This window comes from Sinomonas sp. P10A9, from assembly GCF_041022165.1.
Lineage (GTDB): Bacteria > Actinomycetota > Actinomycetes > Actinomycetales > Micrococcaceae > Sinomonas > Sinomonas puerhi.
Window position 1 is genome coordinate 525,612 of record NZ_CP163302.1, and the last position, 24,296, is coordinate 549,907.

A 24,296-nucleotide genomic window follows, 5' to 3' on the forward strand; every position below is an offset into this window, starting at 1 on the left:
TCCGCGCAGCTGGCGGACGGCTAGACTGGGCAGATTGTGCCCGCAGGAAGTCAGGGAAGCCCCGTGCTCGAACCGATCATCGACGCCGACCTCGCGCCGGGCGCCATGACGGAGCATGAGCTGTTCACGCTCGTGTACCGTTCGCTGGCTCCCGCGGTGATCGGCTACATGTCGGCACGGGGCGTGGATGATCCGGAGGCTCTGACCCAGGACGTCTTCGTGACGGTCCTATCGCGGCTCGGATCAATCGAGGGCGGCGTGGCCGGCCTCAAGACGTTCCTGTTCTCGGTGGCGCACGCCCGCGTCGTCGACCATTACAGGCGCAACGAGCGCAGGCCACGGATCGTCGACTACGACCCCTTGACGGATACCCGTCAGACGAACTCCGCGGAGCACGACGCGCTCGTGGCCACGGGCCAGACCGATGCAGAGATCCTGATCGGCAAGCTCAAGGGAGATCAGAGAGAGGTGCTCACGCTCCGGATTGTCGCGGAGCTGACCATCGATGAGGTCGCCACCGTCCTCGGCAAGTCGCCGGGGGCGGTCAAACAGCTCCAGCGCAGGGCGCTCCTTGCCCTGCGGGAGCATGTGTCCGAGGAAGAGTGGGTCCAATGACCATGAACAGGACCGCGTTGCGAGCTCTGCTCGCAGAGGAAGGCCTCGAGCACGACGTCGCACTCACGCACGTGCTCGAACGGATCGCTGTGCTCGGCGCGGCACCGGCACCCGAGCCCTCGGGCCCTCTGGCGCGCTTCATGGCGGCCTCGGCACTCAAGGCCACCGGTGTGGGGCACCCACGATGGATCAAGCGTCACCGGGGCGCCGTGATCGGAGTGCTGGTCGCGGCGGGAATGGGACTCGGCGCCAGCGGAGTCGCAGCAGTGACCGGGCAGACATGGCCCTGGCAGGCCCAGGACTGGTCAGATCTCACCCCGGCCGAGAGCGTCCATACGCAGGCCCCCGCGCCCGAGGGAACGGCGTCGGCCGTCGACCCGGCCAGTGTCCCGGCGGCGCCGGCGAAGGACAAAGCCTCTGACGCCAAGGGGGACCAGCACGCGCAGGACTCGGCCTCCGAGGGCAAGAACAGCCAGGGACAGAACAGCCAGGGCGACGCCAATCAGGGTCAGTCAAACCAGAACCAGAACGCGCAGGGCGGACGCACTCCTGGGCGTTCGGACTCCGGCGGCCAGGGCGCGAGCGGGCCGGGCGGCAACCACTGACCTGGCCCTTCCCTGCGCCCCTTCAGGCTCCGGGGATAGCATGACCCCATGCGGCATGTGAACGATCCGGCTGTCATTGACCGCCTGATGGAGACCCCAGGAACCTGGGCGATCGTGGGCCTCACCAGGAACGAATGGCGCGCCGCGCATTCCGTGGCCCTCACCGTACGGGACGTCATGGGCAACCGCATCATCCCCGTGAATCTCCGCGGCGAGGATGTGCACGGTGAGAAGGGCTATGCGGCCCTCGCGGACATCCCCGCGGAACTGCACCCGATCGACGTCGTGGACTGCTTCGTGAATTCCCATCGCGTGGGGGACGTCGTGGACCAGGCCATCGCTGTGGGCGCGAAGGCCTTATGGCTGCAGCTCGGTGTGATCGACGATGCCGCCGCGGAGCGCGCCGAGGCGGCCGGGCTCGACGTCGTCATGAACGCGTGCCCCGACCAGGAGCTCTGGCGGCGGAACCGGAAACGCGCCTGAGGGACGCCACCCCATGGATTCAGCCGAACTGCGAACGCTGTGCCTCCGGTTTCCGGGCGCCTACGAGGATTTCCCCTTCGGCCCGGAGGCCTCCGTTTTCAAGGTCCGTGCGCCCTCCGGCGGTGAGGACCGGCCGGGGAAGATGTTTGCCCTCTCGAACCTCGACGCCACACCGCTGAGCGTGGCGCTCAAGTGCGATCCCGTGCTCGCCGTGCAGCTGCGGGCCGCGCATCGGGAGATCACGGGGGCGTGGCACATGAACAAGCGGCACTGGAGCGACGTGCGCCTCGACGGGGGACTGACGGACCACGACGTGCGCGATCTGGTCGAGGACTCGTATGACCTCGTCGTGGCCGGCCTTCCCCGCACGCAACGCGAGGCGCTCGGCTGGAGCCGGCTGGCGCGCTGAGCGGGTTAGGGTGGGTGCAACGACGCCGCGACCGCCCTGCCCAAGGAGGCCCGATGCTCGACCAGTCCACCCTTGATGCCCTCTGGAACTTCTCCGATCCCTCAGGCTCCGAAGCTGCCTTCCGGCGCGCGCTCGAGGACGGTGCCCTTGGCGGCCGCCCGTTCGACGATGCCGAGCGCGGCGAGCTCACCACCCAACTCGGCCGCGCGATCGGGCTCCAAGGACGCTATGAGGAGGCTGACGCGCTCCTCGACGGCATCGATTGCGAGGAGGACCCCACCATCTCGGTGCGCGTGCTGCTCGAGCGGGGCCGCGTCCTCAACTCCTCCGGGCACGCCGCGATGGCTGTTCCGCTGTTCGAGCAGGCCGCGGAGCTCGGCGAGCACCTCGGAGACGAGTTCCTCGCAGCGGATGCCTTCCACATGCTCGCCATTGCGGACTCGGACCACGCCGAGTCCTGGGCCCGCGCGGGGATCGAGTATGCGCGGGAGGCCCACAGCCCGCGCGCGCAACGGTGGTGCGTTTCGCTCCACGGCAACCTCGGCTGGATGTTCCTCGACGCCGGAGAGCCGCACCGGGCGCTCGTCGAATTCCAGCTCGCCGAGCAGTGGGCCTCCCGCGTCGGAACCCCGGAGCAGGCCGAGTGGGCTCGCGAGGGCATCGCAGCCTGCCGTGCCTTGGCCGGCTGACGCGGGGGCGCTGGCCGCCTCCGCCTCACCGGACCGTGAGCGTTCCATGCATGTCCGCGTGGAACTTGCAGTGGTAGGTGTAGGTGCCAGGTTTTGCGGGGACCGTGAAGTCGAGAGTCTTTCCGGGCTGGACGGTGACATCGAAAGAGCCATCGTCTGCCGTGACGGAATGGGCCTCGCCGTCCATGTTCATCACGCTGATGCGGGTGCCGGCGGCGGCAGAGTTGGCTCCTGTGAAAGCGAAGTCCTTCACGTGGATCGTCGCTTGCGAGCTCGACCCCATGTCCATGGTCATCGTCGAGGACGGGGAGGGCGTGGGTCCCGCCGGCGGCGAGCACGCACCAACGGTGAGGATGAGACCACTCGCCAGGAGCAGGGTCTGGAATGTCTTCGGGCGTGCCACGGCTGGTCCTTTCGGTCAGAGGGCTCTTACGACGGATGCGTCGCGACGAGATGCGCGTAGACAACCGTGTTGTCCAGAAACTGGCCTGAGGCGGGGTCGTAGCCGCCGCACGTGATCAGGCGGAGTTCGGGACGATCGGCGTTCCGGTACACCTCAACGGTGGGGAAGGACGCCTTGTGGTAGACGTCCACGTGGTCGACGGCAAAGACTGCAGCCGTCCCGTCGGCGCGGACCACGGTTGCCTGCTCGCCGGGGGTGAGTTCGTGGAGGCGGTAGAAGACGCCGATCGGGGTTCCAATCGCGTTGACGTGGCCCAGGATGACGGCGGAGCCGGTCTGCCCGGGCGTTGTGGAACCGGTGTACCAGCCTGCCGGCGATCCGGGCTCGCCCGGTGGGACTTGGACTTCGCCGTCCGGCTGCTTCCCGAGCTGCATGAGCGGCGTGTCGATCCCGACCGCGGGCACCTGGAGGCGCCCGGGCACGGAGGAAGCAAGTACGGGACCCGTCGCGGCTGACGGCGGTGCGGGAACCGCGGCGCTCGGCGTCGGGGGCGACGCTGGGTCCGGAACAGCGACCGACGTCGACGGTGCGGGCGCGGCTATCGCCGACGTCGTCGGGCTGGCGGTAGCTTCGTCCCACGGTGCGTGGACCGCCCCGAGCCCAGCGGCCGCGGTTGCCGTCCCGGCCGCCATCAGGATGACCGCCGCCGCGGACGCCGCAAGGCGTCCACGGCTACGGCCGATGCCGAAGCGCATCAGATCCTCTGAGTTGCCTTGGCCGGGGCGAGTCGGCGCCTGAGAGCAAACGCGGCACCGGCGCCCAGCATGAGCCCGCCGCCGGCCGCGAGAAGACCCACGGTGGGTTCGACGGTACCTGTCGGCTCGCTGATCCCGGTTCCCGGGGCCCCAGCAGGCATGGCAGTCAGCGTCCCGCACAGGGCAGGAGAGGTGGCAGCCAGGGGGAGTGAGGGAACGAGGTCGCTCGGCTCCTTCTGTGCGGCGGCGGAGAGTGTCGCCGGGTCCAGCCCGTGCACCACGACCACGGCCGTGCCGGCCTTGAGCGAATCCGAGGTCTTGGCGTCGAGGGTGATGGTGCGCTGGTAGGTGTAGCTCGAGCCCATGCCCGCAACAGCCAGATCGGTGCCGGCGGCGGGACTCGTGTCACCGCTCGTGGAGAGCGTCGCGCCGATCCCACCGTAGAAGGGGGCGCCTTCGGTGGTGCTGACGACTCCGTCCCCGTTCGTGTCCGCTGAGGGACCCGGGCACTGGCCCTTCGCCCCGATATGGATGTGCTGCACATGCGGGTAGGGCTTCCCGTTGAAGGACGCGGCGAGGCCCGAGACCTTCTCGGTGACGGTTGCCTGGTCACCGTTGACCGTGATCATCACGGTGCCGGAGGCGTTGGAACCGTTGATCGAAGCGAGATTGGCCTGATACGTCCAGTTATCCGCCGCCTGTGCCGGGACGCCGGACAGGGCCAAGGCGCCGAGGGCTAGTGCCGGGGCGAACAGAAATGCTGACTTCTTCATCATGGTGGCTTCCTCTTGGTGGAGCCTGATGTCCCGGGAGTTCCCGTGAAGCGAAACCCGTGGAGGGACTCTGACACAGGTCTTTCGGTGCGGGGCCGGTTCGCGGATTGGTCACCCCGGCCTGGGCAGCGCGTGGCCCTATCCGTCGGACCAGCAGGCGAGGACGTCCGTCGCCACCTGGTAGGCCAGAGCGGTCCGCGTGATTCCATGCGGCCCGACGGGCTCGGAAAGGCCCGTGGCGTCGGCCGTGAGGGTGAACGAGTCCTTGACGAACGCCACGGTTCCTGTCGAGGACTGCGCGGCGGGAAAGCCGAGGTTCGCAAGCCCTTCGATGTCCTTCATCGGGCCGCGACGCTCCTTCACCGACTCGAAGTTGATCCGCGCGGCCGCGGGACTAGCGGATTCCTGGACCGAGAGGGTCAGTGTTCCTGTGGGGAGCCGGTAGAGGCACGAGAAGAGCCCTTGGGACCATGTCGATCCAGGCTGCGGCGGGTCTGGAAGGGCGAGGATCTGGGCGATGCGCTCCCTGATCTCGGGATCGCAGACCATCTTCGCGGCGGGCGAAGGCCCCGCGCCCTCTTCCGGGGCTCCAGCCGCTCCCGTGACTGGGGCGGTTGCTCCTGCGCCCACCGGCGACTGTGGGCTCGTGTCACGAGCCGCTGTGTTGCCACCCTCCGCGCAGCCGCTGAGCATGAGTGTTCCGGCGGCGACCAGCGCCGCCCACCTCGTCGAACGCATTGACAGCTCCCTCCCTGGGCGGTCGCGTGGTCCGCCCTTCCATGGGAGTTCGGAGCCGGACGGGACCCGGACTGTTCGACGATTGAGGAAGGACTCGACAGCCACGTGCTTCATTGCGGCTGCGCTCATCAAGCGGTGGGTGAGCGGAGTCGGAACCCCTCAGCCGGCCACGTAGTAGAGGCGCTTGTTGACGAACTCGTCCATGCCGAGCGGGCCGAGCTCGCGGCCGAAGCCCGAGCGCTTGACGCCGCCGAACGGCATCTCGGCGCCTTCGGCGGCCGGGGTGTTGACGTTGGCCATGCCGGTCTCGAGGCGCGAGGCCACCTTCTCGGCGCGGGCGGTGTCCGCGGAGAAGACTGCGCCGCCGAGTCCGTACGGGGTGTCATTGGCGAGCGTGAGGGCCTCCTCGTCGCTGGCCACCTTGTAGACCACTGCGACCGGGCCGAACAGCTCCTCCTTGTATGCGCGCATGTCCGGGGTCACACCAGTGAGAACCGCGGGGGCGTAGTACGCGGCGTCGCCGTCGGAGAGCACCCCACCGGCGTGGAGCGTGGCGCCCTTGTCGACGGCGTCCTGCACCTGCGCGGCGATGCCCACGGCGGCGGCGCGCGAGGACATCGGGCCATACGTCTCTGCGGCGTCGGCGGCGGGGTCGCCGGGGGTGAGGGCCAGCGCGCGGGCAGTCAGCTGGGCAACGAAGTCGTCGAAGATGTCCTCGGCGACGATCATCCGCTTGTTCGAGTTGCAGGCCTGGCCCGTGTTCTCCATGCGCGTATCCCATGCGGTGTCCGCGAGGCCCTTGACGTCAGTCGAATCGAGGACCACGAACGGATCCGATCCGCCAAGCTCGAGGACGGCCTTCTTGAGGTTCTTGCCCGCGAGCTCGCCGATGATCGCGCCGGCCCGCTCGGAGCCGGTCAGGGAGACGCCCTGGATGCGCGGGTCCGCGATGATGTCCGCGATCTGCGCGTGCGACGCGAACACGTTCACGTACGCGCCCGCCGGAACGCCGGCGTCGTCCATGATCTGCTGGATCGCCAGAGCCGAGCGCGGGCACGACTCGGCGTGCTTGAGGACGATCGTGTTGCCGAGCATGAGGTTCGGCGCGGCGAAGCGGGCCACCTGGTAGTACGGGTAGTTCCACGGCATGATGCCCAGGAGCGGGCCGACCGGGAGCTTCTGCACCACGGCGCGGCCGCCGGAGAAGGTCTTGATCTCCTGGTCCGAGGCAAGGGTCGGACCCTCGTCGGCGAAGTACTTGAAGATGTCCGTGCAGAACTCGGCCTCGCCCTTCGACTGGCCGAGGGGCTTGCCCATCTCCTCGGTGATGATCGCTGCCAGCTCGTCGGCGCGCTCGGTGAAGAGTTCGCCGATGCGGGACACGACCTTGGCGCGGTCTTCGATGGGGGTTTCGCGCCAAGACTGGTAGGCGCTCTCGGCTGCGGCGAGGGCGGCTTCGACCTCGGCGTCCGTGGCGGTGGGGAACGTCTCGACGACCTCGCCCGTGGCGGGGTTCAGGACCCGGTAGCCGGGCTCTGCTGGGGTGCTCGCAGTGCTAGTCATAGATCCATCATGCCCGGTTCCGTGGCGCGGATCACTGTGCTTAAGCACGACCTTGCGGGGTCACTACTAGACGAATTATCCCGTCGCTTCCCTCGCCCCGCCCCGCCCCGTCGCGTTGTGGGGTCTCTGGCGACCACTTGTGGGGTCTTTATGTGCCAGAGACCCCGCAACGGTGCGCCAGGGACCCCACAACGGGAGGGGTTAGGCGAGGGTCTGGCGCTTGCTGGAGATGACCCCCGTGTTGAAGCCGGCGAGGTGCAGGCCGCCGTGGAAGCGGGCGTGCTCGATCTTGACACAGCGGTCCATGACCACGTTCATCCCCGCCGCCTCGGCGTCGGACGCGACGCCCTCGTGCCACGAGCCGAGCTGGAGCCAGATGGTCTTGGCGCCCGCGGCCTTGGCCTCGGCGAGGACGCCGGGCAGGTCGTCGTGCTTGCGGAACACCTCGACGAGGTCAGGCGTCTCGGGCAGGTCCGCGAGCGAGGCGTAGACGGGCTGGCCCAGAATCGTCTTCACGACGGGGTTGACGAAGTACACGCGGTACTTCGTCGAGGACAGCAAGTACGTCGCGACGAAGTAGCTCGCCCTGCTCGGCTTGTCAGACGCGCCGACGATCGCGATGACCTTCGTATCGCGGAGGATCTTGAGGCGCTCGGGGGCGGTCGGCCCCACCCACGTGCGCTCGGTGCTTTCGACGGCGGCGCTCACTTGCCCTCCCCTTCCTGCTGGCGACCCGCTGCAGCGGTGACGGACGGGATCACGCACGCCTCGCCGTCGTATGTCGGGGCCGCGAATTCCTGCTCCAGCTCGACAACCTCCTGAGACCGGTTTTGGCTTGCAGCAAGTGCCTGGTCGAGGTCCCAGATGATGTCCTCGACGTCCTCGAGGCCCACGGAGAGCCGGATGAGGTCCGCCGGGACGCCGGCCGCGACGAGCTGCTCTGCGGAGAGCTGCTGGTGCGTCGTCGAGCCGGGGTGGAGCACGAGGGTGCGCGCGTCGCCGATGTTGGCCAGGTGCGAGGCGATCTGCAGCGCCTCGATGAAGCGGGCCCCGGCCTCGCGGCCGCCCTTCACACCGAAGCTGAACACCGAGCCCACGCCGAGCGGCAGGAGCTTCTTGGCGTACTCGTACTGCGGGTGCGAGGGCAGGCCCGCGTAGTTCACATACGTGACGCGCGGATCGGCCTCGAGCCACTCGGCCACACGCTGGGCGTTGGCGAGATGCGCGTCCATGCGCTGCGGGAGCGTCTCGACGCCCTGGAGGAGCTGGAACGCGGACTGCGCGGGCAGGGACGGGCCAATGTCACGCAACTGCTCGGAGCGCAGCTTCGTGAGGAAGCCGTACTCGCCGAAGTTGCCCCACCACGAGACGTTGCCGTAGCTCGGCACCGGCTCGGTCATGGACGGGAACCTGCCGTTGCCCCAGTTGAACGTCCCAGACTCGACGACCACGCCGCCGAGCGTCGTCCCATGGCCGCCGAGGAACTTCGTGGCCGAGTGGATCACGATGTCCGCGCCGTGCTCGATGGGCCGCAGGATGTAGGGCGGGGTGAGCGTCGAGTCGACCACGAGAGGGACGCCGTGCTCGTGGGCGACGGCGGCGAGGCCGGCCAGGTCGGCGATGTCGCCGGAGGGGTTGGCCACCACCTCGGTGTAGACGGCCTTGGTGTTCTCGCGCAGGGCGGTCTTGAACGCGGCCGGGTCGGTCGAGTCGACGAACGTGGTCTCGACGCCGAAGCGGCGAAGGGTCACATCGAGCTGCGTGATGGTGCCGCCGTAGAGCTTGGACGACGCGACGATGTGGTCCCCGGCCTGGGTGAGCGCGGCGAACGTGATGAACTCCGCGGCCATGCCCGACGCCGTCGCGACCGCGCCGATGCCGCCCTCGAGAGACGCGATGCGCTCCTCGAACGCCGCGACCGTTGGGTTGCCGATGCGCGAGTAGATGTTGCCGTACTTCTGCAGCGCGAAGAGGTTCGCGGCGTCGTCCGAGTCCTTGAACACGAACGAGGTGGTCTGGTAGATCGGGACGGCCCGCGCGCCGTGTTCGGCGTCGGGCGTGCCGCCGGCGTGCAGGGCGCGGGTGCGGAACCCGAACTGGCGCTCCGCCATCAGGCGTTCGCCCCGGCGAGGCCCGCGGCAGAACCAGTGACTGGCAGCAGGTCCGTGCGAAGCTCGGTGCCGTTCTTGCGGGCGAGGTCCGCCTCGAGCTCGCGCACGATCGGGAGCACGTCGCGGCCGAACGCCTCGAGCTCCTCCTGGAAGTGCAGGTAGCCCGTGAGGAACAGGTTCACGCCGATCTTCTTGTACTCGACGACGCGCTCGGCGATCTGCTCGGGAGTGCCGATGAGCTTGGTGCGGAAGCCGTCGTTGTACTGGACGAGGTCCTCGAACGTCGAGTCCTCCCACATGCCCTTGCCGTCCTTCGTGGACTGGCCGGCCTCCTTCACAGCGGCGGCGAAGCCCTCGACGGCGGGCTTGTGGGCCTTGGCGATGATCTCGCGCAGGGTGTCCTGCGCCTCCTTCTCCGTTTCGCGCGCGATGACGAAGCCGTTGAGGCCGAAGCGGGGGGCTGCGGGGGCCGTGCGGCCCTGGCCGGCGGCGGCCAGGACACCGCGGATGTTGTCCTTGAACGGCTCGAGGTCGCGGCCGTTGGAGAAGTACCAGTCCGCGGTGCGGCCCGCGGCGGCCTGTGCTGCCGTCGAGTTGCCTCCGAAGAAGATCTCCGGGTGCGCGCGGCCCGGGATGTCCAGGGGGGCGGGGTTGAGGGTGAAGTCCGTGATGTTGTAGTACTTGCCGGACTGCGAGTAGTCCTTCTGGGTCCACAGGCCGCGGAGGGCGTTGATGAACTCCTCGGTGCGGACGTAGCGCTCGTCGTGCTCGAGCCACTCCAGGCCGAAGTTCACGAACTCGTCCTTGAGCCAGCCGGAGACGATGTTCACGGCCGCACGGCCGCCGGAGAGGTGGTCTGCGGTGATGATGAACTTCGCGAGGACGCCCGGGTGCCACATGCCCGGGTGCACGGCCGAGATGACCTTGAGCCGCTCGGTTGCCATGAGGAGGGCGAGGCTGAAGGAGGTGGCCTCGTGCTGCTTGTCCGCGCCGTAGCTCGCGGCGTACCGGGTCTGGGTCAGTGCGTACTCGAAGCCGGAGTTCTCCGCGATGCGGGCGAGCTTCTTGTTGTACTCGAACTCCCAGTTGGTGCGCTGCTCGATCGTCGAGACGACAAGCCCGCCGGAGACGTTGGGGACCCAGTAGGCGAACTTGAGCGGGGTCTCGAGGTCAATCACGTGATCGGTCATGGTGGCGCTCCTTGGAACTCGGGCGCGACGTGGAGCGTTGCTGACACTCGCCATCGCTTCTGGCAGTAGCACCCTGTGGCTCCCAAAGCGGAGCCAGGGTTGCTGCGGCGTCACAGATCCAGATCTCTCGGCCGCTCGGGATGGTCCTTCTGATTGTGCGGAAAATGGGCGTAATGAAGCAAATTGTTTCGTCACACTCCGATGCCGGCGGTGAGTGCCGAATAAAGTTCGACGGCGCTCCAAGGGGACCCGTCGCCGTCGTGCGCGGCCGCCGTTGCGTTAGGCCGCACAACATTCCGTAACCGACATTCCGTAATCGACCCGAATCTCCCGGGTGGATCGAACCATGTTCGAGCATTCACACCTCTGTCCGGGCGCGCTTGAGGGAGGGAACCATGGGAAGCACGACGCCGCGGGACGGCTCATACGCGGAGCTCGCCGAACGCTTCGCCCCGGTCTTCACCCGGATCGCCGAGGGCGCGCTCGAGCGGGAGCTCAACCGGACATTCTCGTTGTGGGGTCTCTGGCGGGCGCTTGTGGGGTCCTTGGTCGCGCCAGGGACCCCGCAACGGGGTGCCAGAGACCCCACAACGGGGTGCCAGAGACCCCACAACGGGGTGCCAGAGACCCCACAACGGGGCTAGGCCCGCGCGAGCAGCTCCTCGCCTACCCGGCCGCGCTGGTAGAACACCTCGCGCCCGGCCCGAAGCGCCTCAGCGAGCCCTGAATCTGCCAGCACCTTCAGATGCGAGTTGACCGTCCCGGCCGCGAGGTCGAGGGCACAGGCGAGCTGCGTCGTCGTCATCGGCACGTCCAGCTGTGCGAGGATCTGCGCCCGCGTGCGGCCGAGGAGCCGCGAGACGGGCGATTCGCGCGTCTCCCGCGTGGTTTCCCACAGCCGCCCGACCCCGCGCGGCGCGTACGTGATCGTCGGGACGAACGGCGCGATGTTGAGGACGAGGGTCGAGGGCCACACGAACGCGTTCGGCACGAGGATGAGCCCGCTGCCGGGCGCGGGCAGGTCCGTGGCCTCGCAGCCGCGCGTGATCTCGAGGCCAGTGGACGTGGCGCGGACGCTCGGGTGGAGGGTCTTGAAGACCTCCTGGATGCCGTAGCGCGAGAGTTCATCGAGCCGCGAGTCGATGTCCGCCAGCAGTATCGAGCGCAGCTTGGGCCAGTAGGGCTCGACGGCGGTGTGCCAATACCAGCGCAGCGCCGCGACAATGCGTGGCACGGCGGCGTCGACGTCGGCGCGGAGCTCGTCGAGCGTCGCCCGGACGTAGCCCGTGGGCTTGCGCCCCTCGAGGCAGTCGAGGTCGCGCAGCCACAGCTCGGCCGGGACTTCCGCGACAGCGTTCAGGGCCTCCGCGAACGTGTCCGCCCGCGTGGGCGTGGGCGTGAGCGAGTCCGCGATGAAGCCCTGCGGCTGCACGAGCGTGGTGAGGATCCGCAGGTGCTCGCGCCCGAGAGGCTCCTCGCTCGCGGTGATGCGCTGCCGCGCCTCCGCGATCCACGGCCGGTGCAGCGGCGTGCCAGCCTGTAGCGCGCGCAGGCTCGTGACCGTCTCCCAGAGGGGAGACGCCTCGAAATGCACTTTGGTGAGGTCCTCGCTCGTGAGCGTGATGAACATGCAATCAGGGTAGGTTTGGAACCCGCGCGAAAGCGAGGATTCGGTGAGGGTCGAATCGTTGGGGCGCGGTTCGGGGCGGCGCACACTCAGGGCATGGCAACGAACACCCGCACCGAAACCCCCGCCGCATCGGCCCATCGCGTGCCTGATGCCCACGCCGTCGAATCCGCCGGCGTTCGCACTCCAGTCGGCCACGCGCCGTCGCCCGCCGACGAGCGACTCCTCCACCCGGTCCGCCCTATCGCCCCACGCCCGGCCCGGGGGACGCACGCCGGAACCACGGCGGTCGGCGGGCGCACGACGGCGGCCGGGAACCCGCCGTCGTCCACTCTCCTCCCGCTCGGCGCGGCACCCAAGGCCGGGGCGCGCCCCCTCGTGCCTCCGACGGCAGTCCCCGAGCTCGCGGGGGACCTCCTCGGGCTGCCGGACTTCTCGGCGCTCCGCCGCGGGTTGCGCCGCGCGTGGGCCTGGCTCGCTGACCAGCTGCGGGCGTCCGCCGAGATGGATGCACGGCTGCGTGTGCGCCGCGACGAGGATTCGGCCGCGATGGCCCGCGCGGGCGTGAACCCGAGCCGCTTCGGGTAGCAGATTGGATGCCCACCTCCTTGTCTGGCCCGCTTCTCCTTGCCTGGCCGGGCACGGAGAAGCGGCTGAGGCAAGGAGATGTGCCGTCCGTCGCGCCCCGTTGACGGCACCCGGGCACCGACGGACGCTTGCTGCATGGGTGTCCCCGAGCTCCAGGGCGTCAACGTTGGCGGCCTGAACATCGCGTACCGTCGGGCAGGCACGGGCCCGCCGCTCGTGCTCCACGGGGCGTACGAGGACAGCCGCATCTGGGAGCGCCAGCTCGCGGACCTCTCGGACGAGTTCACGGTCATCGCGTGGGACGCCCCCGGTTGCGGCGGCTCCGACGACCTCCCGCCAGACTTCGCCGGGAGCCTCGGCCGGGTCCTCGACGGGCTGCTGACCGAGCTCGGGCTCACAGGGGAGCGGCGCCCGCACGTGCTCGGCCTGTCCTTCGGTTCGACGGTCGCCTTGGACCTTGTCGGGGTTGCGTCGCAGGCCGCGCGGACGCTGATCCTGGCCTCGGCGTACGCCGGCTGGGCCGGTTTCCTGCCGCCGGAGGAGGTTGACCGCCGGTATGCGCAGGTGCTCGCCGAGCTGGACCGCCCGGCCGCGGAGATCATCCCGGTCTGGCTGCCTACCCTCTTCACGCAACGGGCCACGCCGGAGATGCGCGATCTCGTCTCCCGCGTCATGGCCGACTTCCGCCCCTCCGGCATGCGTGCGCTCCTCGAGCTCGCGGGCCGCGCTGATTACCGGCCCGTCTTGCCGACCATCTCGGTCCCGACCCTCCTCCTGTACGGGTCCGAGGACGCGCGCTCACCTGTCTCGGTGGGCGAGGCCCTCTGTGAGCAGATCCCGGGCGCCACGCTCGAGGTGCTCCCCGGCGTCGGGCATCTGAGCTTCATCGAGGCGCCGGACGCGTTCGACGGCGCGGTGCGGCGTTGGATTCGAGCCCATCCGGGGGCTTCCCGGCCGGACGGGCGTCAAAGGGCGGGCGGACGTTAGGAGCCGGACGGGCGCTAAAATGTAGGTGCTGGGCAGCGACGTCGAGGAGCGCTTGGCCGAGCGCGGCGCTGCAGACGGCCACACCTCCGACCCCGCACTCCTTGATCGGCCCATTCCCATGACTCCCCAGAGCCGCGCCCTCCTGCGCGTGTCCGCGGCGGTGGCCGCCCTCGTGCTCGCCGGATGCTGGTATACGGCGCCAGACCCCACGCCGACGGAATCCATCCCCACCGCCGCCGCGTCCATCGACAACCAAGCCAGACAGTTCATCGCCAACGGGGCGGTGGCCGCCGTGGTCCGGGTCCGCTGGCCGGGCGGCGAGTGGTCCAAGGCCTACGGCGTCCGAGACCTCGACACCAAGAAGGCGGCCCAGCTGGATGACCGTCTCGGAGTCGCCAGCGTCACCAAGACCATGACCGCCGTGACCGTACTCAAGCTCGTCGACGATCGGCTGATCGGGCTCGATGATCCGGTCAATGACGTGATCCCGGGCTTCACGACGTCGCTGCACCCGCCCGGGCCGATCACCGTCCGACAGCTGCTGAACCACACATCTGGCATCCCAGAGGTCAACGATGCGCTCCCGCAGGATCCCGACTTCCGGCCCGTGCTCGCGCAGAAGATGACCATGGAACGGGAACTAGAACTCGCCGGAACCCTCCCGTGGACCGCCTTCAGCGTCGGCGAGTTCCACTACTCGAACACGAACTACGCAGCACTCGGACTGCTCGTCCAGACGCTCCGGCATCGGCCATTCGCCGAAGTGCTCCGCGACGAGGTCATCGTTCCGCTCGGGCTCTCGAAGACGAGCACGGACCGGGTCGACATCCACGCGGCCGATCTCCTGCACGGCTACGTGACGCTGCACGGGGAGCGGATCGATCTCACTGACAACAGCTACAACGCGGGCCTGCCGGACTCAGGGGCGGTATCGACGATGGGCGATCTGAATACGTTCTTCGCCGCGCTGTTCCAGGGCCGACTGCTCTCCGCGGCCTCGCTCGCTGAGATGAAGAAGGCACCGTTATCGCGGTTGCCCTATGGGCTCGGTGTGTGGATGCACTCCGACGGGTGCTCCTCGGGCCAGCGATACGAAGGGCGAGGCGGGTTCTGGGAGTACCGAACCGTGGCGGTCGTGAGCGACGACGGCAAGTACCAGGCGGCAATGAGCCTCTCGGTGAAGCCGATGGCCACCGAGCTCGAGGACTCGGACACCTCGAAGCAGAGGGACCTCTACAGCGACCAGGTCGAGTCTGCCCTCAACGACGCACTGGACCGGCTGTGCCAGCAATGAGTCATATGAGATGGCCAACAGGATGTTGATGCGTCAACTGACGGCAGTGTAGAGTGTTGGTTGAAACGTCAACTACCTACCCTGTGAGGCATCATGTCCTGGCTCAAGAAGCTCTTCGGCAAGACCGAGACCCCCGCCCATCGCGCCGAGGCCCCTGTCGCTGACGCCGAAGCCCCCGCGGCTCAGGCGACGGTCGCGCCCGAGGCGCCGGTCGCCGTCGTCCGCGAGGGTGCGCCGCGCATCGCCGTCGTGACCGGCAGCACGCGCCCGGGTCGCAACAACCGTCAGGTGGCCGAGTGGGTCGTGGCCCGCGCGAGCCGGCGCGGCGACGCCGTCTACGAACTCGTGGACGTCGACGACTTCAACCTGCCGCTCCTCGACGAGGCCTTCCCCGCCGCATTCGGCAACTACCAGGGCGAGCACACCAAGGCGTGGGCCGCGAAGATCGCGGAGTTCGACGGCTACGTGTTCGTGAGCCCCGAGTACAACCACTCGACGACGCCGGCCCTCGCCAACGCGCTGTCGTTCCTGAACGCTGAGTTCGCCAACAAGGCCGCCGGCATCGTCGGCTATGGTTCCGCGATGGGCGCCCGCGCCGTCGAGCACCTGCGCGGCATCCTGTCGGAGCTGCAGGTCGCGCACGTGCAGAAGACGGGCATGTTCTCGCTCTTCACCGACTTCGAGGACTTCTCGGTGTTCAAGCCGACCGAGCTGCAGGCCGCCTCGGTGGACCCGATGCTCGACCAGCTCGTCTCCTGGACCATCGCGTTCTCGAAGGTCCGCGAGGGCGAGCTCGAGGCCGCCGCGGTCTGAGACCCCGCAACGGTCCGCCAGAGACCCCACAACCGGATTCGTTCGGGTTGCGGGGTCTCTGGCGTTTGCCTGTGGGGTCTCTGGCCGGGGACTACCGGGCCGCGAGGACCTTCTCGATCTCCTCGATGCACGGCTCGTTCTGAAGGCTCGTCGTGTCGCCGAGCACGGTGCCCTCGAAGAGCTGCGTGAGCAGGCGCCGCATGATCTTGCCTGAGCGCGTCTTGGGCACGTCCGGGACCGCCACGACGTCGCGCGGCTTCGCGATCGGGCCGATCTCCTTCGTGATGTGGGCGCGGAGGGCCTCGGCGAGGCTCGACGGGCCGTCGGGGAGCGCCGCTACGGCGTCCGGATTCACGACGACGAACGCCGCCACCGCGTGCCCGGTCTTCGCATCAGAGACCGGGCAGACGCCAGCCTCGACCACGGCCGGGTGCGAGACGAGAGCGGACTCGATCTCGATTGTCGAGAGCCGGTGCCCGGAGACGTTGAGCACGTCGTCGACGCGCCCGAGGATCCAGGTGTCGCCGTCGGAATCGAACTTCGCGCCGTCGCCGGCGAGGAACCAGCCCTGCTCCGCGTACTTGCGCCAGTACGAGTCCAGGTACCGCTGCGGGTTGCCCCACACGGTGCGCGCCATGGCGGGCCCGGTCTCGGTGACCACGATGTAGCCCTGCACGCCCGGCGGCACCGGAGCGCCGTCGTCGTCCACGATCGCGGTGGCGAGACCGGGCAGCGCCCTCGTGGCACACCCGGGCTTGAACGCGGCGTCGGTCTGCCGCGGGGAGAGCACCGTCGCGCCGGTCTCGGACTGCCACCACGTGTCCACCATCGGGACGTGGTGCGGGCCCACGGCGGCGTCGCGCCCGATGTTGGCCCGCAGCCATCGCCATGCCTCCGGGTTCACGGCCTCGCCCACGGTCCCGAGGACCCGGATCGAGCTGAAGTTGTACTCGGCCGGGACGCCGTCGGGGAACCAGCCCATGAGCGAGCGCACCAGCGTTGGCGCGGTGTAGTAGCTCGTGACGCCGTAGCGCTGGATGATCTCGAAGTGCCGGCCCGGGTGCGGCGTGTTGGGCGTGCCCTCGAAGATCACCTGCGTGACGCCGTTGGAGAGCGGCCCGTAGATCTCGTACGTGTGCGCCGTGACCCACGCGAGGTCGGCTGTGCACCAGTGCACGTCCCTGTCGCGCAGCGCCGGGTCGGGGTTCGAGAACAGATACTCGTGGCTCCAGGACGACTGGGTCAGGTAGCCGCCGGTCGTGTGCACGAGGCCCTTGGGCTTCCCGGTGGTCCCGGAGGTGTACATGATGAACAGCGGCGTCTCGGCGTCGAACGCCTCGGCCTCGTGCACGTCGGGCTGCGCGTCGACGAGCTCGTGCCACCACACGTCGCGGCCCGGCGTCCACTCGATGTCGGACCCCGTCCGCCTGATCACGAGGACATGTTCGACGGCGTTGTCCCCGGCTTCCGCTCCGCCGCGCACCGCGGCGTCGGCGTTCTCCTTGACGGGGACGGCCTTGCCACGGCGGTACTGTCCGTCCGTGGTGACGAGCAGCTTGGCTCCCGTGTCCTCGACCCGGAATCGCAGGGCCTCGGCGGAGAACCCGCCGAACACGAGCGAGTGCACCGCGCCGATTCGGGCGCACGCGAGCGTGATGACCACGGTCTCGACGAGCACGGGCAGGTAGACGACCACACGGTCGCCCTTGCCGACCCCGAGCGCGAGCAGCGCGTTTGCCGCCTGGGAGACGCGCCGCTGGAGGTCCGCGTACGTGACGGTGAGGCGGTCGCCCGGCTCACCCTCGAAGTGCAGCGCAACTTTGTCTCCGCGCCCCGCGGCCACGTGCCGGTCCGCGCAGTTCACCGCCGCATTGAGGCGGCCGCCCTCGAACCAGCGGATCACCGGGGGCTCGTTGGCCTCGGGGTCGGCCGGGATCCAGGTGTGGACGGTGTCCCACTCGCGCTCCCACGCGAGGCGCCGCGCGGCGTCCTCCCAGAACGCGATCCGCTTGGGGTCGGTCTGGGCAGAACCGCTCTGGTCGGAATTGGGGGCGGGGGCAGGGGTTACTGCGGACATTCACATCTCCATCGGTTCTGGCGGTAGCACCAGTGGCACGTGGTGGCCAGGGTTGCTGCGGCGTCACGGAGCCAGATCTCTCGGCCGCTCGGGATGGGTTTGCTTCAACTTTCACGCAATTCGCGGTCTGGGCGCAAAACCGGCGGTGCGCGGCCGTAATAATCGCGGCGTGCGCAGGCGGCGTGTGCAAGGGCGGTGAGGCACGACGGCGGGTGCCCACCCGCCGTCGTGCGTCAGCGGCGCGGGGGCTCTCAGAATGCCCACAATGTGTCTCATTGTTGCCGCGTCATTGGACGACCCCGAATCCAGATCCGTAGGGTGGAAGGCAGGATCAAGAGTCCCGGCGTTAAGCTCTGGCTGGCCGGGCGGCAACCCTCTCCCGTAGTGGGGTGCCCCAGATGAGGATCCGGCCGCGGTGTCCATCCGCGGCAAGTACGGCGCCTGATGCACCGGGCGTCCTTCCGATGCTGGAGCAACCTCATGACCGCGATGCCGCTCGACCTTGTGACCGGTGCTGACCTGCGCCGCGCCATGGGGCGCTGGGCGACGGGCATCTCGGTCATGACCACCTCGGACGGCGGCACGGTTGCGGGCCTCGTGAGCAACTCGTTCACCTCGGTCAGCCTCGACCCGCCGCTCGTCTCCTGGGCGGTGGACAAGAAGTCGAGCTCATTCGAGATCTGGAACCGCACCGACAACTACGCCGTGCACATCCTGTCCGAGTCCCACCAGGACTTGGTCAAGAGGTTCGCGGCGAAGGGAACGGACAAGTTCGCGGGACTGGCCTGGGAGCCCGGGACCCTGGGCTCTCCCATCGTGGCCGACGACGTCCCGCACCTCGAGTGTCGCCTCTGGCAGCGGGTGGACGCAGGGGACCACGTCATCCTGATCGGCGAGGTAGTCACCGTCTCGGATCAGGACGACTTCCGCCCCCTCACGAACCACGTGTACTGGGCAAAGTAGACCCCACCCGCCGGGGCCCCGACTCCGAGTCAACGGAGGGGGCTCCGGCGGCTTCTTCTTTCCGGCCGTACGCTGGGGAGGTGCCCCTCGACGCGCTCGGCCCGCTCCGCACCCGCCTCCGCCTGACCTTCGCCGGCCAGTCCGAAAGCGTTCCCGCATGGGAGACGGCCCTCGAGGAGGGCGATGACGCGGGCTTCTTCGCGCCCGACTCCGCCGTCTGGGCGGTCCACAGCTCCATGTCGCCGATCGCCGGCGGCATCCGCGCCCTCCTCACCCAGGCCCTCCACCCCGGTGTGCTGGCCGGCGTCGCGGACCACTCGGACTACCGCACCGACCCGCTCGCACGGCTCGCGGGGACCATCCGCTGGATCTTCACGGTCACCTACGGGGACACGACGGCGGCGCGGCGCGCGTGCGCGTACGTGCGGCGGCGCCATGAGCCGGTCGAGGGCGACTACGTATCCGGCAGCGGCAAGCACCTGCACTATTCCGCCAACGACCCGGCCCTTGCCGAGTGGGTCCACATCGCGTTCACGGACGCGTTCCTGCGCACGTACGAGGCACTCCACGGGCCGGTGCCCGGCGGCGCGGACGCGTACGTGGGCGGGTGGGCGCTCGCCGGCGAGCTCATGGGCGTGGCGGATCCGCCGCGTACCGAGGCCGCGTTGCAGTCGCGCATCGAGGCGTTCGACGCCGCGCGGCAGCTGGCCGGCGGCCCCCGCGTCGCCGAGGTGGTCGCCTTCCTGCGGCGTCCGCCCCTCGACCCGCTGCTCAAGCCGGGCTACGCCATGCTGTTCGGCGCCGTGCTCGAGACGATGCCGCAGCGGCACCTCGACCTGCTGGGACTGTCGCGCCCCCGGCTCGGCCCGATGCCGCTGCCCGCGACCCCGGCCGCGAAGGCGACGCTCGCCGTCGTGGGCCGCGCCCTCGGTCCCATCGGGCCGAGCCAGGCCGCCGCCCGACGCCGCCTCGCCCGGCTTGGCGCACTCTGACGACCACGGCCAGCACCTGCAATTGCGTCAGCTCGCGGCGTGCAGCTCGTGGCGCGGGAGAATGGGCGCATGTGGATCGCCTGGATCGAGCTGGACCTGCTGCTGGGAGACGTTCACTCGCTCAAGGAAAAGCGGTCCGTGGTGAGGCCGATTATCGCCGAGGTTCGGAAGAGGTTCGAGGTTTCGGTCGCGGAGGTCGGGGACCTGGACCTGCACAGGCGGGCCCGCATCGGCGCGGTCGTGGTGAGCCCGGACCGAGCGCACGCGCTCGAGGTGGTCGACGCCGTCGAACGCCTCCTGGCGGGCCGGCCCGAGGTCGAGCTGCTCAGCGCGCGGCGCCGGGACCTGCACAGTGAGGACTGATGCGCGTCAGCGCACGAAGAGCATGACCACGTGAAGCGCGCTCAGCGCCACGCCCCCGATCGCCATCGCCGAGATGCGTGCGGCTCGGAACCTCGAGCGGGCGAACGATCCCCACGCGCCGAACACCGAGCCGAGGAGAGGCGGTGCCGCGAGGAACGCGCCGATCCACGGCACGAATCCCAGAGTGAGCGCGAGGAGACCCAGCCCCAGGGAAATCCCGCCGAGAGCCGTCGCGAGCCGGGAGACGGGCTTGTACGGGCGGGGCCCGCGCTGCCGTGTCGGAGCCACGGCCGACGGCGCCGACTCACCCCTGCGGACGAGCTCACCTCTGCGCTGTTCGGCTGCGCCGGGCGTGCCGGCCAGCGGGACGCCGTCGGGCCAGTAGGCGCTCGGGTCTCGGTAGGGGTTCCTCCGTGGGGCGTGGCCGGGTGTGCTCACCGTTCGATTATGCCCGCTCAGCCCCGCGACTACTCTCGGGGTTCACCCTGAGCGGACCCTGAAACGCGCGGGGTACGCAGGGATTTCGGAACGTGCCGGGGAGAATCGGGAACATGGCATCAGAGGAAGGCACCGACGGGGTCCGCGTCGCGAACGCACCGACACACAGGCGCGCGAGCGTGCACCTCCTCGTCGCACTGCTTGCCCTGGCACTGATCGTGGTCGGCTTCTACGCGGTCAGGACGCTCACGCTCTTCGTTTCGCCGATGCTGTTCCTCGCCGCGGTCTTCCTCGAGGCGGTCGCCGTCATCATCTTTGTCTTCGCGGTCGTGAGGGCGCTGACCCTGCCGGGGAAGGTGCTGCGCTCCCTCGGGACATCAGCCTGGGAGGGCCTCGCCTCGAACGCCTACGTGGTCAGACAGCGGACGAGCGATGCGGCCGGGATGAGATGGCTCCGCGGCCGATTCAGACGGGACAGCCCTGCCGGGATCTGGCTGACGGGCACCGTGGCGATCGCCGCGTGGCCTCTCGTGAGCTTCCTGGGGGTAGCGTTCACCGTTGCCACCGGTGGGGCGCTGACCCGGGTCGACGAGCGGATCGCGAACCTCATGCCAGCAGTTCGCACCCCAGGGGAAACCGCCTTCTTCACCGCCGCGACGATGCTTGTGAACTGGCAGGCCCTCACCTTCCTGACCCTCGCCGCCGCGGCCATGCTGTGGTGGGAACGACGGCGGTTCCTGGCCGTGGTCGTCGTCGGCGCCGTCGTGGGACAGGAACTGCTCGCGACGGTGGTCAAGCTGCTCGTCGGCAGGCACAGGCCGGACGCCTCGCTGGCCCTGCTCGACGTGGGCACCCTCGGCTTCCCGAGCGGACATGCCGTGCGCGTTACCGTGGTCTACGGGCTCCTTGCCTACCTGCTGGTCAAGGCCTATCGCACCACGGTGGCGCGCACCCTAGTCGTGGCGGGGTACCTCGTGGTGGTGCTTCTCGTCGCGATGAGCCGCGTGTACTTGGGGGTGCATTTCGTGAGCGACGTGTGGGGCGGCGTGCTGCTCGGTGCTGCATTCCTGACCGCGGTCGTCGGCTTCCTCGAGATCGCGGCGCGGTTCCCCATCGTCCGCCACGAACGGCGAGCGGGCAGCGCGGGGCGGGCGTTCGCCGTCGTGCCGGCGATCGGGATCGTCTTCGCGGTTGTGACCGCGCCGCTGCTGATCCACCCGCACGAGCACCCCGGGGAGCCGACCAGCCAACAGCTGCCTGCCCTGGACGCGGCGTCCTTCTCCAGACTGCCGCTCTACAGCGAGACGCTCACCGGCGACCACATGGAACCGGCCAACTTCATCTTCGTGGGCACCGAGGACCAGCTCGTCGGGGCCTTCGAAGGCGCCGGGTGGGCCCGTGCCGACCGGTCGACGTTCGCCAACACGCTTCAGGCGTTTGCGGTGGGGATCCAGGGCGGCCAGTACGCCTCGGCCCCAGTGACGCCCGCGTTCATGGCGGGCGAGCCGGAGACGGTTGCGTTCCAGAAGGCGACGGCCTCGAACTCGTTGCGCCAGCGGCACCACACCCGCATCTGGCGCACCGACTACGCCGCCCCTGGCGGTCGTCCGATCTGGGAGGCCACGGCGAGCTTCGACGACGGGATTGAGTTCGCCGGGGCGGCCAAGGTGCCAACCCACCACATCGACCCGAACATCGACGCCGAGCGGGCTTTCATCATCGGCACGCTCGGGTATCCCGAGCGGCTCGTGCCGCTCACGCACCCCCAGATGGGGCACAACGGCAGCGGCGATGAGTTCTTCACGGACGGGAAGGCGCAGCTCGTCGTCCTGCGGTGAACCTGCAGGGTCAGACGGTCCGGGCGAGCTTCGACGCCTCCCAGGCAAATCCGTCGGGATCCGTCACCGCGCGGGCGCTGCCGGTGATCGCGAGGCGGTGGGAGCCGGTCCCCTCAGGGGCCACCCCAGCGTCCTTGGCCAGCGCGCGACGGCGGTAGAGGGCCAGCTTGACCGGGCCGTCCGCCGCGAACTCGACGTACATGCGGCCGAAGGCCTTGGCCACGGTGAGCCCGCGATCCGTGTAGAACCTCCTGCTGGCGGCCACGTCGGCAACGCCCAGCAGCAGAACGACCTCGTCGGTCTGCCGCTGTGCCGGGCCCGAGTCCTTCTTCTCGGACGTGGCAACCTTCCAGATGGTCCCGTCCGGGGCCTGGATCACGCCGCCGTAGCCCCAGAGTGACTTGGACGCGGGCTTGAGGGCTGCCGCTCCGCCGGCGAGGGCGGCGTCGAGGAGGAGATCTGCGTTGGCGGGCTGGGACACCACAAAGGATAGGGTGAATCCCCGGAAGCCGTTCGTGGCCTGCTGCGATTCGCGCAGCCGCACATGGGCGGCCAGGTCCAGGCCAAACGCGCCGGTGTAGAAGTTCCGGGCGGCCGCGAGGTCCGCCACTTCGAGGGTGATTGAGTCGATGATGCCCATGGTCTTCACGCTATCCGCGGCGCGCTGAGCGCCGCTTCTCGATTCCTGACCGGTCTGCAGACCGGTTCGTCGCGGCGCAACGCCGCGTATTCTTCCGGGGACATCCCGTAGGCGAGCGCGAACTCGCCGGCGAGCTGGGCCGCCGGTACGCCGGCCGCGCGGGCGAGCGCGGCGGTGTCGAGGTGGCATGCGCAGTTCCCGCCGCTCCGCGCGGCGTTTCGGTCGATCAGGTCGCGGACGCGTCGCACCCGCGCGAGGTCGCACGGGTACGGCACGGGTGCGTGCACCGGGCCCCAGGCGGGATGGCACATCAGCGAATCTCTTGGACGCGGATCTGGTTGCCCGCCGGGTCGCGGAACGCACAGTCGCGCAGGCCGTAGGGCTGCAGGGTCGGTTCCTGGATCACCTCGGCGTCGGTGGCCTGGACCTTCTCGAAGACCTCGTCGATGTTGGGGGTGGCCAGCAGGATCCAGCCGTAGGTGCCCTTGGCCATCATCTCGGAGATGGTGCGGCGCTCGTCGTCGGTGATCCCGGGATCGATGGCCGGCGGGGCCAGAAGGATCGATGTGCTGGGCTGGCCGACGGGCCCGACAGTGATCCATCGCATGGTGCCCTTGCCGACGTCCTGACGGACCTCGAAGCCGAGCACGTCGCGGTAGAAGGCCACCGAGGCTTCGGGATCAACATGGGGGAGTGCGCTTGCGTGAATGGTGAGTTCCATGCCTTCACGCTAGAGCGTGCGGGCAGGCCACGCTTCTCGATTCCTGATCGGTCTCGTGACCTGCTTGGCGATGCACGGCAGCATGCCTTCGGTGATGTCCGCGCCGTGGTCTCGGTAGGTGCTGGGAGGGACCCCCACGAGCTCCGCGAACCGGGTGCTGAACGTGCCCAGCGACGAGAAGCCCACCTCGAAGCACACGTCCGTGACGCTGAGTTCCCCCACCCGTAGCAGGGCCATGGCCCGCTCGATCCGGCGCGTCATGAGGTACTGGTACACCGACTCGCCGTACGCGGTCCTGAACAGCCGGCTCAGGTGCCCCGCAGACATGTGGATGCCCTGGGCGAGTGCCTCGACGTTCAGCGGCAGCGCGTAGTCGCGGTCGATCCGGTCCCGGACGCGCCGCAGGAGGGCGAGGTCTCGCAGGCGGGAATCGGCGGGTGGTTGCGTCACCCCTCGATGCTGGCAAGGGAGCGGCCCCCTGTCGAGACACGGTGCTCAGATACCGGTGAAAGCGTTTCCAGACAAGGGGGATCAACGGAATCCGTCGAGACTGATGACAGGAAACACACTCGCAAACGATGGGGCTGAAAGCCCTTCCAGCGCACGTTCCGGAGGCAGTCT

The 24,296-nt window shown here is 69.2% G+C and carries 29 protein-coding genes and 3 riboswitches; of the genes, 13 read left to right on the top strand and 16 right to left on the bottom strand.

Annotation, left to right across the window (positions count from 1 at the left end; all coding sequences use genetic code 11):
• Window positions 1-36: 36 nt before the first annotated feature.
• From AB5L97_RS02360 to AB5L97_RS02380, 5 genes are read left to right on the top strand one after another with little or no spacing between them, the layout of a single operon-like run.
• Window positions 37-615: an RNA polymerase sigma factor gene (locus tag AB5L97_RS02360; RefSeq protein WP_307956925.1), complete on the top strand. Its 579-nt coding sequence runs from the start codon at window positions 37-39 to the stop codon at window positions 613-615.
• On the top strand, window positions 612-1,220 hold the full coding sequence (locus tag AB5L97_RS02365; protein WP_369046299.1) for a hypothetical protein: 609 nt from the start codon (window positions 612-614) through the stop codon (window positions 1,218-1,220). The genes AB5L97_RS02360 and AB5L97_RS02365 overlap by 4 nt, the downstream gene beginning before the upstream one ends.
• A 48-nt stretch (window positions 1,221-1,268) precedes the next feature.
• Window positions 1,269-1,703, top strand: a complete 435-nt coding sequence (locus tag AB5L97_RS02370) for a CoA-binding protein (protein WP_369046300.1) — start codon at window positions 1,269-1,271, stop codon at window positions 1,701-1,703.
• 13 nt (window positions 1,704-1,716) lie between these two features.
• On the top strand, window positions 1,717-2,112 hold the full coding sequence (locus AB5L97_RS02375) for an MmcQ/YjbR family DNA-binding protein (RefSeq protein ID WP_307956922.1): 396 nt from the start codon (window positions 1,717-1,719) through the stop codon (window positions 2,110-2,112).
• Between the two features lie 53 nt (window positions 2,113-2,165).
• A complete protein-coding gene (locus AB5L97_RS02380; RefSeq protein WP_369046301.1) occupies window positions 2,166-2,801 on the top strand; it encodes a tetratricopeptide repeat protein in 636 nt (211 codons plus the stop codon).
• A gap of 25 nt (window positions 2,802-2,826) precedes the next feature.
• On the opposite strand, the gene AB5L97_RS02385 is transcribed toward AB5L97_RS02380, so the two are convergent.
• The 10 genes from AB5L97_RS02385 to AB5L97_RS02430 form a co-directional block, all read right to left on the bottom strand.
• Complete coding sequence (locus AB5L97_RS02385; RefSeq protein WP_369046302.1) at window positions 2,827-3,204, bottom strand: cupredoxin domain-containing protein; 378 nt, start codon at window positions 3,202-3,204, stop codon at window positions 2,827-2,829.
• A 26-nt stretch (window positions 3,205-3,230) separates the two neighbouring features.
• Window positions 3,231-3,959, bottom strand: a complete 729-nt coding sequence (locus tag AB5L97_RS02390) for a class F sortase (RefSeq protein ID WP_369046303.1) — start codon at window positions 3,957-3,959, stop codon at window positions 3,231-3,233.
• Window positions 3,959-4,735: a hypothetical protein gene (locus AB5L97_RS02395; protein WP_307956918.1), complete on the bottom strand. Its 777-nt coding sequence runs from the start codon at window positions 4,733-4,735 to the stop codon at window positions 3,959-3,961. Before AB5L97_RS02395 ends, AB5L97_RS02390 begins: the two co-directional genes overlap by 1 nt.
• 135 nt (window positions 4,736-4,870) lie before the next feature.
• Window positions 4,871-5,470, bottom strand: a complete 600-nt coding sequence (locus AB5L97_RS02400; protein WP_369046304.1) for a hypothetical protein — start codon at window positions 5,468-5,470, stop codon at window positions 4,871-4,873.
• A gap of 159 nt (window positions 5,471-5,629) precedes the next feature.
• Window positions 5,630-7,033 carry an NAD-dependent succinate-semialdehyde dehydrogenase gene (locus AB5L97_RS02405; protein WP_369046305.1) on the bottom strand — a complete coding sequence of 468 codons (1,404 nt, stop codon included), beginning with the start codon at window positions 7,031-7,033 and terminating at the stop codon, window positions 5,630-5,632.
• A gap of 201 nt (window positions 7,034-7,234) precedes the next feature.
• Entirely contained in the window at window positions 7,235-7,741 is a 507-nt protein-coding gene (locus tag AB5L97_RS02410; RefSeq protein ID WP_369046306.1) for a CoA-binding protein, read from the bottom strand.
• A complete protein-coding gene (locus tag AB5L97_RS02415; RefSeq protein ID WP_369046307.1) occupies window positions 7,738-9,144 on the bottom strand; it encodes an O-acetylhomoserine aminocarboxypropyltransferase/cysteine synthase family protein in 1,407 nt (468 codons plus the stop codon). Before AB5L97_RS02415 ends, AB5L97_RS02410 begins: the two co-directional genes overlap by 4 nt.
• Window positions 9,144-10,334, bottom strand: coding sequence for a dimethylsulfone monooxygenase SfnG (gene sfnG, locus AB5L97_RS02420; RefSeq protein WP_369046308.1), 1,191 nt, complete (start codon window positions 10,332-10,334; stop codon window positions 9,144-9,146). Before sfnG ends, AB5L97_RS02415 begins: the two co-directional genes overlap by 1 nt.
• Before the next feature lie 47 nt (window positions 10,335-10,381).
• Window positions 10,382-10,481: riboswitch (SAM riboswitch) on the bottom strand.
• 211 nt (window positions 10,482-10,692) lie between these two features.
• Window positions 10,693-10,833 (bottom strand): hypothetical protein, encoded by a 141-nt coding sequence (locus AB5L97_RS02425; protein ID WP_369046309.1) that lies wholly within the window; start codon window positions 10,831-10,833, stop codon window positions 10,693-10,695.
• 141 nt (window positions 10,834-10,974) lie between these two features.
• Complete coding sequence (locus AB5L97_RS02430; protein WP_307956912.1) at window positions 10,975-11,964, bottom strand: winged helix-turn-helix domain-containing protein; 990 nt, start codon at window positions 11,962-11,964, stop codon at window positions 10,975-10,977.
• Window positions 11,965-12,057: 93 nt separating this feature from the next.
• Here AB5L97_RS02430 and AB5L97_RS02435 point away from each other — a divergent pair, with 93 nt between their 5' ends.
• The 4 genes from AB5L97_RS02435 to AB5L97_RS02450 all read left to right on the top strand — a co-directional run bounded on the left by AB5L97_RS02435 (window position 12,058) and on the right by AB5L97_RS02450 (window position 15,643).
• Window positions 12,058-12,549, top strand: a complete 492-nt coding sequence (locus tag AB5L97_RS02435; protein WP_369046310.1) for a hypothetical protein — start codon at window positions 12,058-12,060, stop codon at window positions 12,547-12,549.
• A gap of 135 nt (window positions 12,550-12,684) precedes the next feature.
• Window positions 12,685-13,536 carry an alpha/beta fold hydrolase gene (locus tag AB5L97_RS02440; protein WP_369046311.1) on the top strand — a complete coding sequence of 284 codons (852 nt, stop codon included), beginning with the start codon at window positions 12,685-12,687 and terminating at the stop codon, window positions 13,534-13,536.
• 25 nt (window positions 13,537-13,561) lie between these two features.
• Window positions 13,562-14,830, top strand: a complete 1,269-nt coding sequence (locus tag AB5L97_RS02445; RefSeq protein ID WP_369046312.1) for a serine hydrolase domain-containing protein — start codon at window positions 13,562-13,564, stop codon at window positions 14,828-14,830.
• Between the two features lie 90 nt (window positions 14,831-14,920).
• On the top strand, window positions 14,921-15,643 hold the full coding sequence (locus AB5L97_RS02450; protein WP_423246837.1) for an NADPH-dependent FMN reductase: 723 nt from the start codon (window positions 14,921-14,923) through the stop codon (window positions 15,641-15,643).
• Between the two features lie 91 nt (window positions 15,644-15,734).
• On the opposite strand, the gene acs is transcribed toward AB5L97_RS02450, so the two are convergent.
• Window positions 15,735-17,720, bottom strand: a complete 1,986-nt coding sequence (acs, locus tag AB5L97_RS02455; RefSeq protein ID WP_369046314.1) for an acetate--CoA ligase — start codon at window positions 17,718-17,720, stop codon at window positions 15,735-15,737.
• A gap of 5 nt (window positions 17,721-17,725) precedes the next feature.
• Window positions 17,726-17,820, bottom strand: a riboswitch (SAM riboswitch).
• Between the two features lie 229 nt (window positions 17,821-18,049).
• Window positions 18,050-18,161, top strand: a riboswitch (SAM riboswitch).
• 39 nt (window positions 18,162-18,200) lie between these two features.
• Here acs and AB5L97_RS02460 point away from each other — a divergent pair.
• The 3 genes from AB5L97_RS02460 (at window position 18,201) to AB5L97_RS02470 (ending at window position 20,038) form a co-directional block, all read left to right on the top strand.
• Window positions 18,201-18,683: a flavin reductase family protein gene (locus AB5L97_RS02460; protein WP_307956906.1), complete on the top strand. Its 483-nt coding sequence runs from the start codon at window positions 18,201-18,203 to the stop codon at window positions 18,681-18,683.
• Between the two features lie 80 nt (window positions 18,684-18,763).
• Entirely contained in the window at window positions 18,764-19,675 is a 912-nt protein-coding gene (locus AB5L97_RS02465; RefSeq protein ID WP_369046315.1) for an oxygenase MpaB family protein, read from the top strand.
• Between the two features lie 69 nt (window positions 19,676-19,744).
• Window positions 19,745-20,038 (top strand): DUF503 domain-containing protein, encoded by a 294-nt coding sequence (locus tag AB5L97_RS02470; protein ID WP_369046316.1) that lies wholly within the window; start codon window positions 19,745-19,747, stop codon window positions 20,036-20,038.
• A 6-nt stretch (window positions 20,039-20,044) separates the two neighbouring features.
• On the opposite strand, the gene AB5L97_RS02475 is transcribed toward AB5L97_RS02470, so the two are convergent.
• Window positions 20,045-20,476, bottom strand: coding sequence for a hypothetical protein (locus AB5L97_RS02475; RefSeq protein WP_369046317.1), 432 nt, complete (start codon window positions 20,474-20,476; stop codon window positions 20,045-20,047).
• A gap of 113 nt (window positions 20,477-20,589) precedes the next feature.
• Here AB5L97_RS02475 and AB5L97_RS02480 point away from each other — a divergent pair, with 113 nt between their 5' ends.
• Window positions 20,590-22,314 carry an LssY C-terminal domain-containing protein gene (locus AB5L97_RS02480; RefSeq protein WP_369046318.1) on the top strand — a complete coding sequence of 575 codons (1,725 nt, stop codon included), beginning with the start codon at window positions 20,590-20,592 and terminating at the stop codon, window positions 22,312-22,314.
• Between the two features lie 10 nt (window positions 22,315-22,324).
• On the opposite strand, the gene AB5L97_RS02485 is transcribed toward AB5L97_RS02480, so the two are convergent.
• Genes AB5L97_RS02485 through AB5L97_RS02500 form a run of 4 tightly spaced genes read right to left on the bottom strand, consistent with a single transcriptional unit; the run spans window position 22,325 to window position 24,125 of the window.
• A complete protein-coding gene (locus tag AB5L97_RS02485) occupies window positions 22,325-22,954 on the bottom strand; it encodes a VOC family protein (RefSeq protein WP_369046319.1) in 630 nt (209 codons plus the stop codon).
• A 5-nt stretch (window positions 22,955-22,959) separates the two neighbouring features.
• Window positions 22,960-23,265 carry a hypothetical protein gene (locus AB5L97_RS02490; protein WP_369046320.1) on the bottom strand — a complete coding sequence of 102 codons (306 nt, stop codon included), beginning with the start codon at window positions 23,263-23,265 and terminating at the stop codon, window positions 22,960-22,962.
• Complete coding sequence (locus tag AB5L97_RS02495; protein WP_307956900.1) at window positions 23,265-23,675, bottom strand: VOC family protein; 411 nt, start codon at window positions 23,673-23,675, stop codon at window positions 23,265-23,267. Before AB5L97_RS02495 ends, AB5L97_RS02490 begins: the two co-directional genes overlap by 1 nt.
• A 9-nt stretch (window positions 23,676-23,684) precedes the next feature.
• A complete protein-coding gene (locus tag AB5L97_RS02500; RefSeq protein ID WP_369046321.1) occupies window positions 23,685-24,125 on the bottom strand; it encodes a helix-turn-helix transcriptional regulator in 441 nt (146 codons plus the stop codon).
• Window positions 24,126-24,296 lie beyond the last annotated feature (171 nt).

Bases quoted from the DNA above. Each gene is read 5' to 3' on its own strand.
- AB5L97_RS02365 (WP_369046299.1), top strand. From the start codon at position 612: ATGACCATGAACAGGACCGCGTTGCGAGCTCTGCTCGCAGAGGAAGGC.
- AB5L97_RS02370 (WP_369046300.1), top strand. From the start codon at position 1,269: ATGCGGCATGTGAACGATCCGGCTGTCATTGACCGCCTGATGGAGACC.
- AB5L97_RS02375 (WP_307956922.1), top strand. From the start codon at position 1,717: ATGGATTCAGCCGAACTGCGAACGCTGTGCCTCCGGTTTCCGGGCGCC.
- AB5L97_RS02380 (WP_369046301.1), top strand. From the start codon at position 2,166: ATGCTCGACCAGTCCACCCTTGATGCCCTCTGGAACTTCTCCGATCCC.
- AB5L97_RS02390 (WP_369046303.1), bottom strand. From the start codon at position 3,959: ATGCGCTTCGGCATCGGCCGTAGCCGTGGACGCCTTGCGGCGTCCGCG.
- AB5L97_RS02395 (WP_307956918.1), bottom strand. From the start codon at position 4,735: ATGATGAAGAAGTCAGCATTTCTGTTCGCCCCGGCACTAGCCCTCGGC.
- AB5L97_RS02400 (WP_369046304.1), bottom strand. From the start codon at position 5,470: ATGCGTTCGACGAGGTGGGCGGCGCTGGTCGCCGCCGGAACACTCATG.
- AB5L97_RS02405 (WP_369046305.1), bottom strand. From the start codon at position 7,033: ATGACTAGCACTGCGAGCACCCCAGCAGAGCCCGGCTACCGGGTCCTG.
- AB5L97_RS02415 (WP_369046307.1), bottom strand. From the start codon at position 9,144: ATGGCGGAGCGCCAGTTCGGGTTCCGCACCCGCGCCCTGCACGCCGGC.
- sfnG (WP_369046308.1), bottom strand. From the start codon at position 10,334: ATGACCGATCACGTGATTGACCTCGAGACCCCGCTCAAGTTCGCCTAC.
- AB5L97_RS02430 (WP_307956912.1), bottom strand. From the start codon at position 11,964: ATGTTCATCACGCTCACGAGCGAGGACCTCACCAAAGTGCATTTCGAG.
- AB5L97_RS02435 (WP_369046310.1), top strand. From the start codon at position 12,058: ATGGCAACGAACACCCGCACCGAAACCCCCGCCGCATCGGCCCATCGC.
- AB5L97_RS02440 (WP_369046311.1), top strand. From the start codon at position 12,685: ATGGGTGTCCCCGAGCTCCAGGGCGTCAACGTTGGCGGCCTGAACATC.
- acs (WP_369046314.1), bottom strand. From the start codon at position 17,720: ATGTCCGCAGTAACCCCTGCCCCCGCCCCCAATTCCGACCAGAGCGGT.
- AB5L97_RS02460 (WP_307956906.1), top strand. From the start codon at position 18,201: ATGACCGCGATGCCGCTCGACCTTGTGACCGGTGCTGACCTGCGCCGC.
- AB5L97_RS02470 (WP_369046316.1), top strand. From the start codon at position 19,745: ATGTGGATCGCCTGGATCGAGCTGGACCTGCTGCTGGGAGACGTTCAC.
- AB5L97_RS02480 (WP_369046318.1), top strand. From the start codon at position 20,590: ATGGCATCAGAGGAAGGCACCGACGGGGTCCGCGTCGCGAACGCACCG.
- AB5L97_RS02485 (WP_369046319.1), bottom strand. From the start codon at position 22,954: ATGGGCATCATCGACTCAATCACCCTCGAAGTGGCGGACCTCGCGGCC.
- AB5L97_RS02490 (WP_369046320.1), bottom strand. From the start codon at position 23,265: ATGTGCCATCCCGCCTGGGGCCCGGTGCACGCACCCGTGCCGTACCCG.
- AB5L97_RS02495 (WP_307956900.1), bottom strand. From the start codon at position 23,675: ATGGAACTCACCATTCACGCAAGCGCACTCCCCCATGTTGATCCCGAA.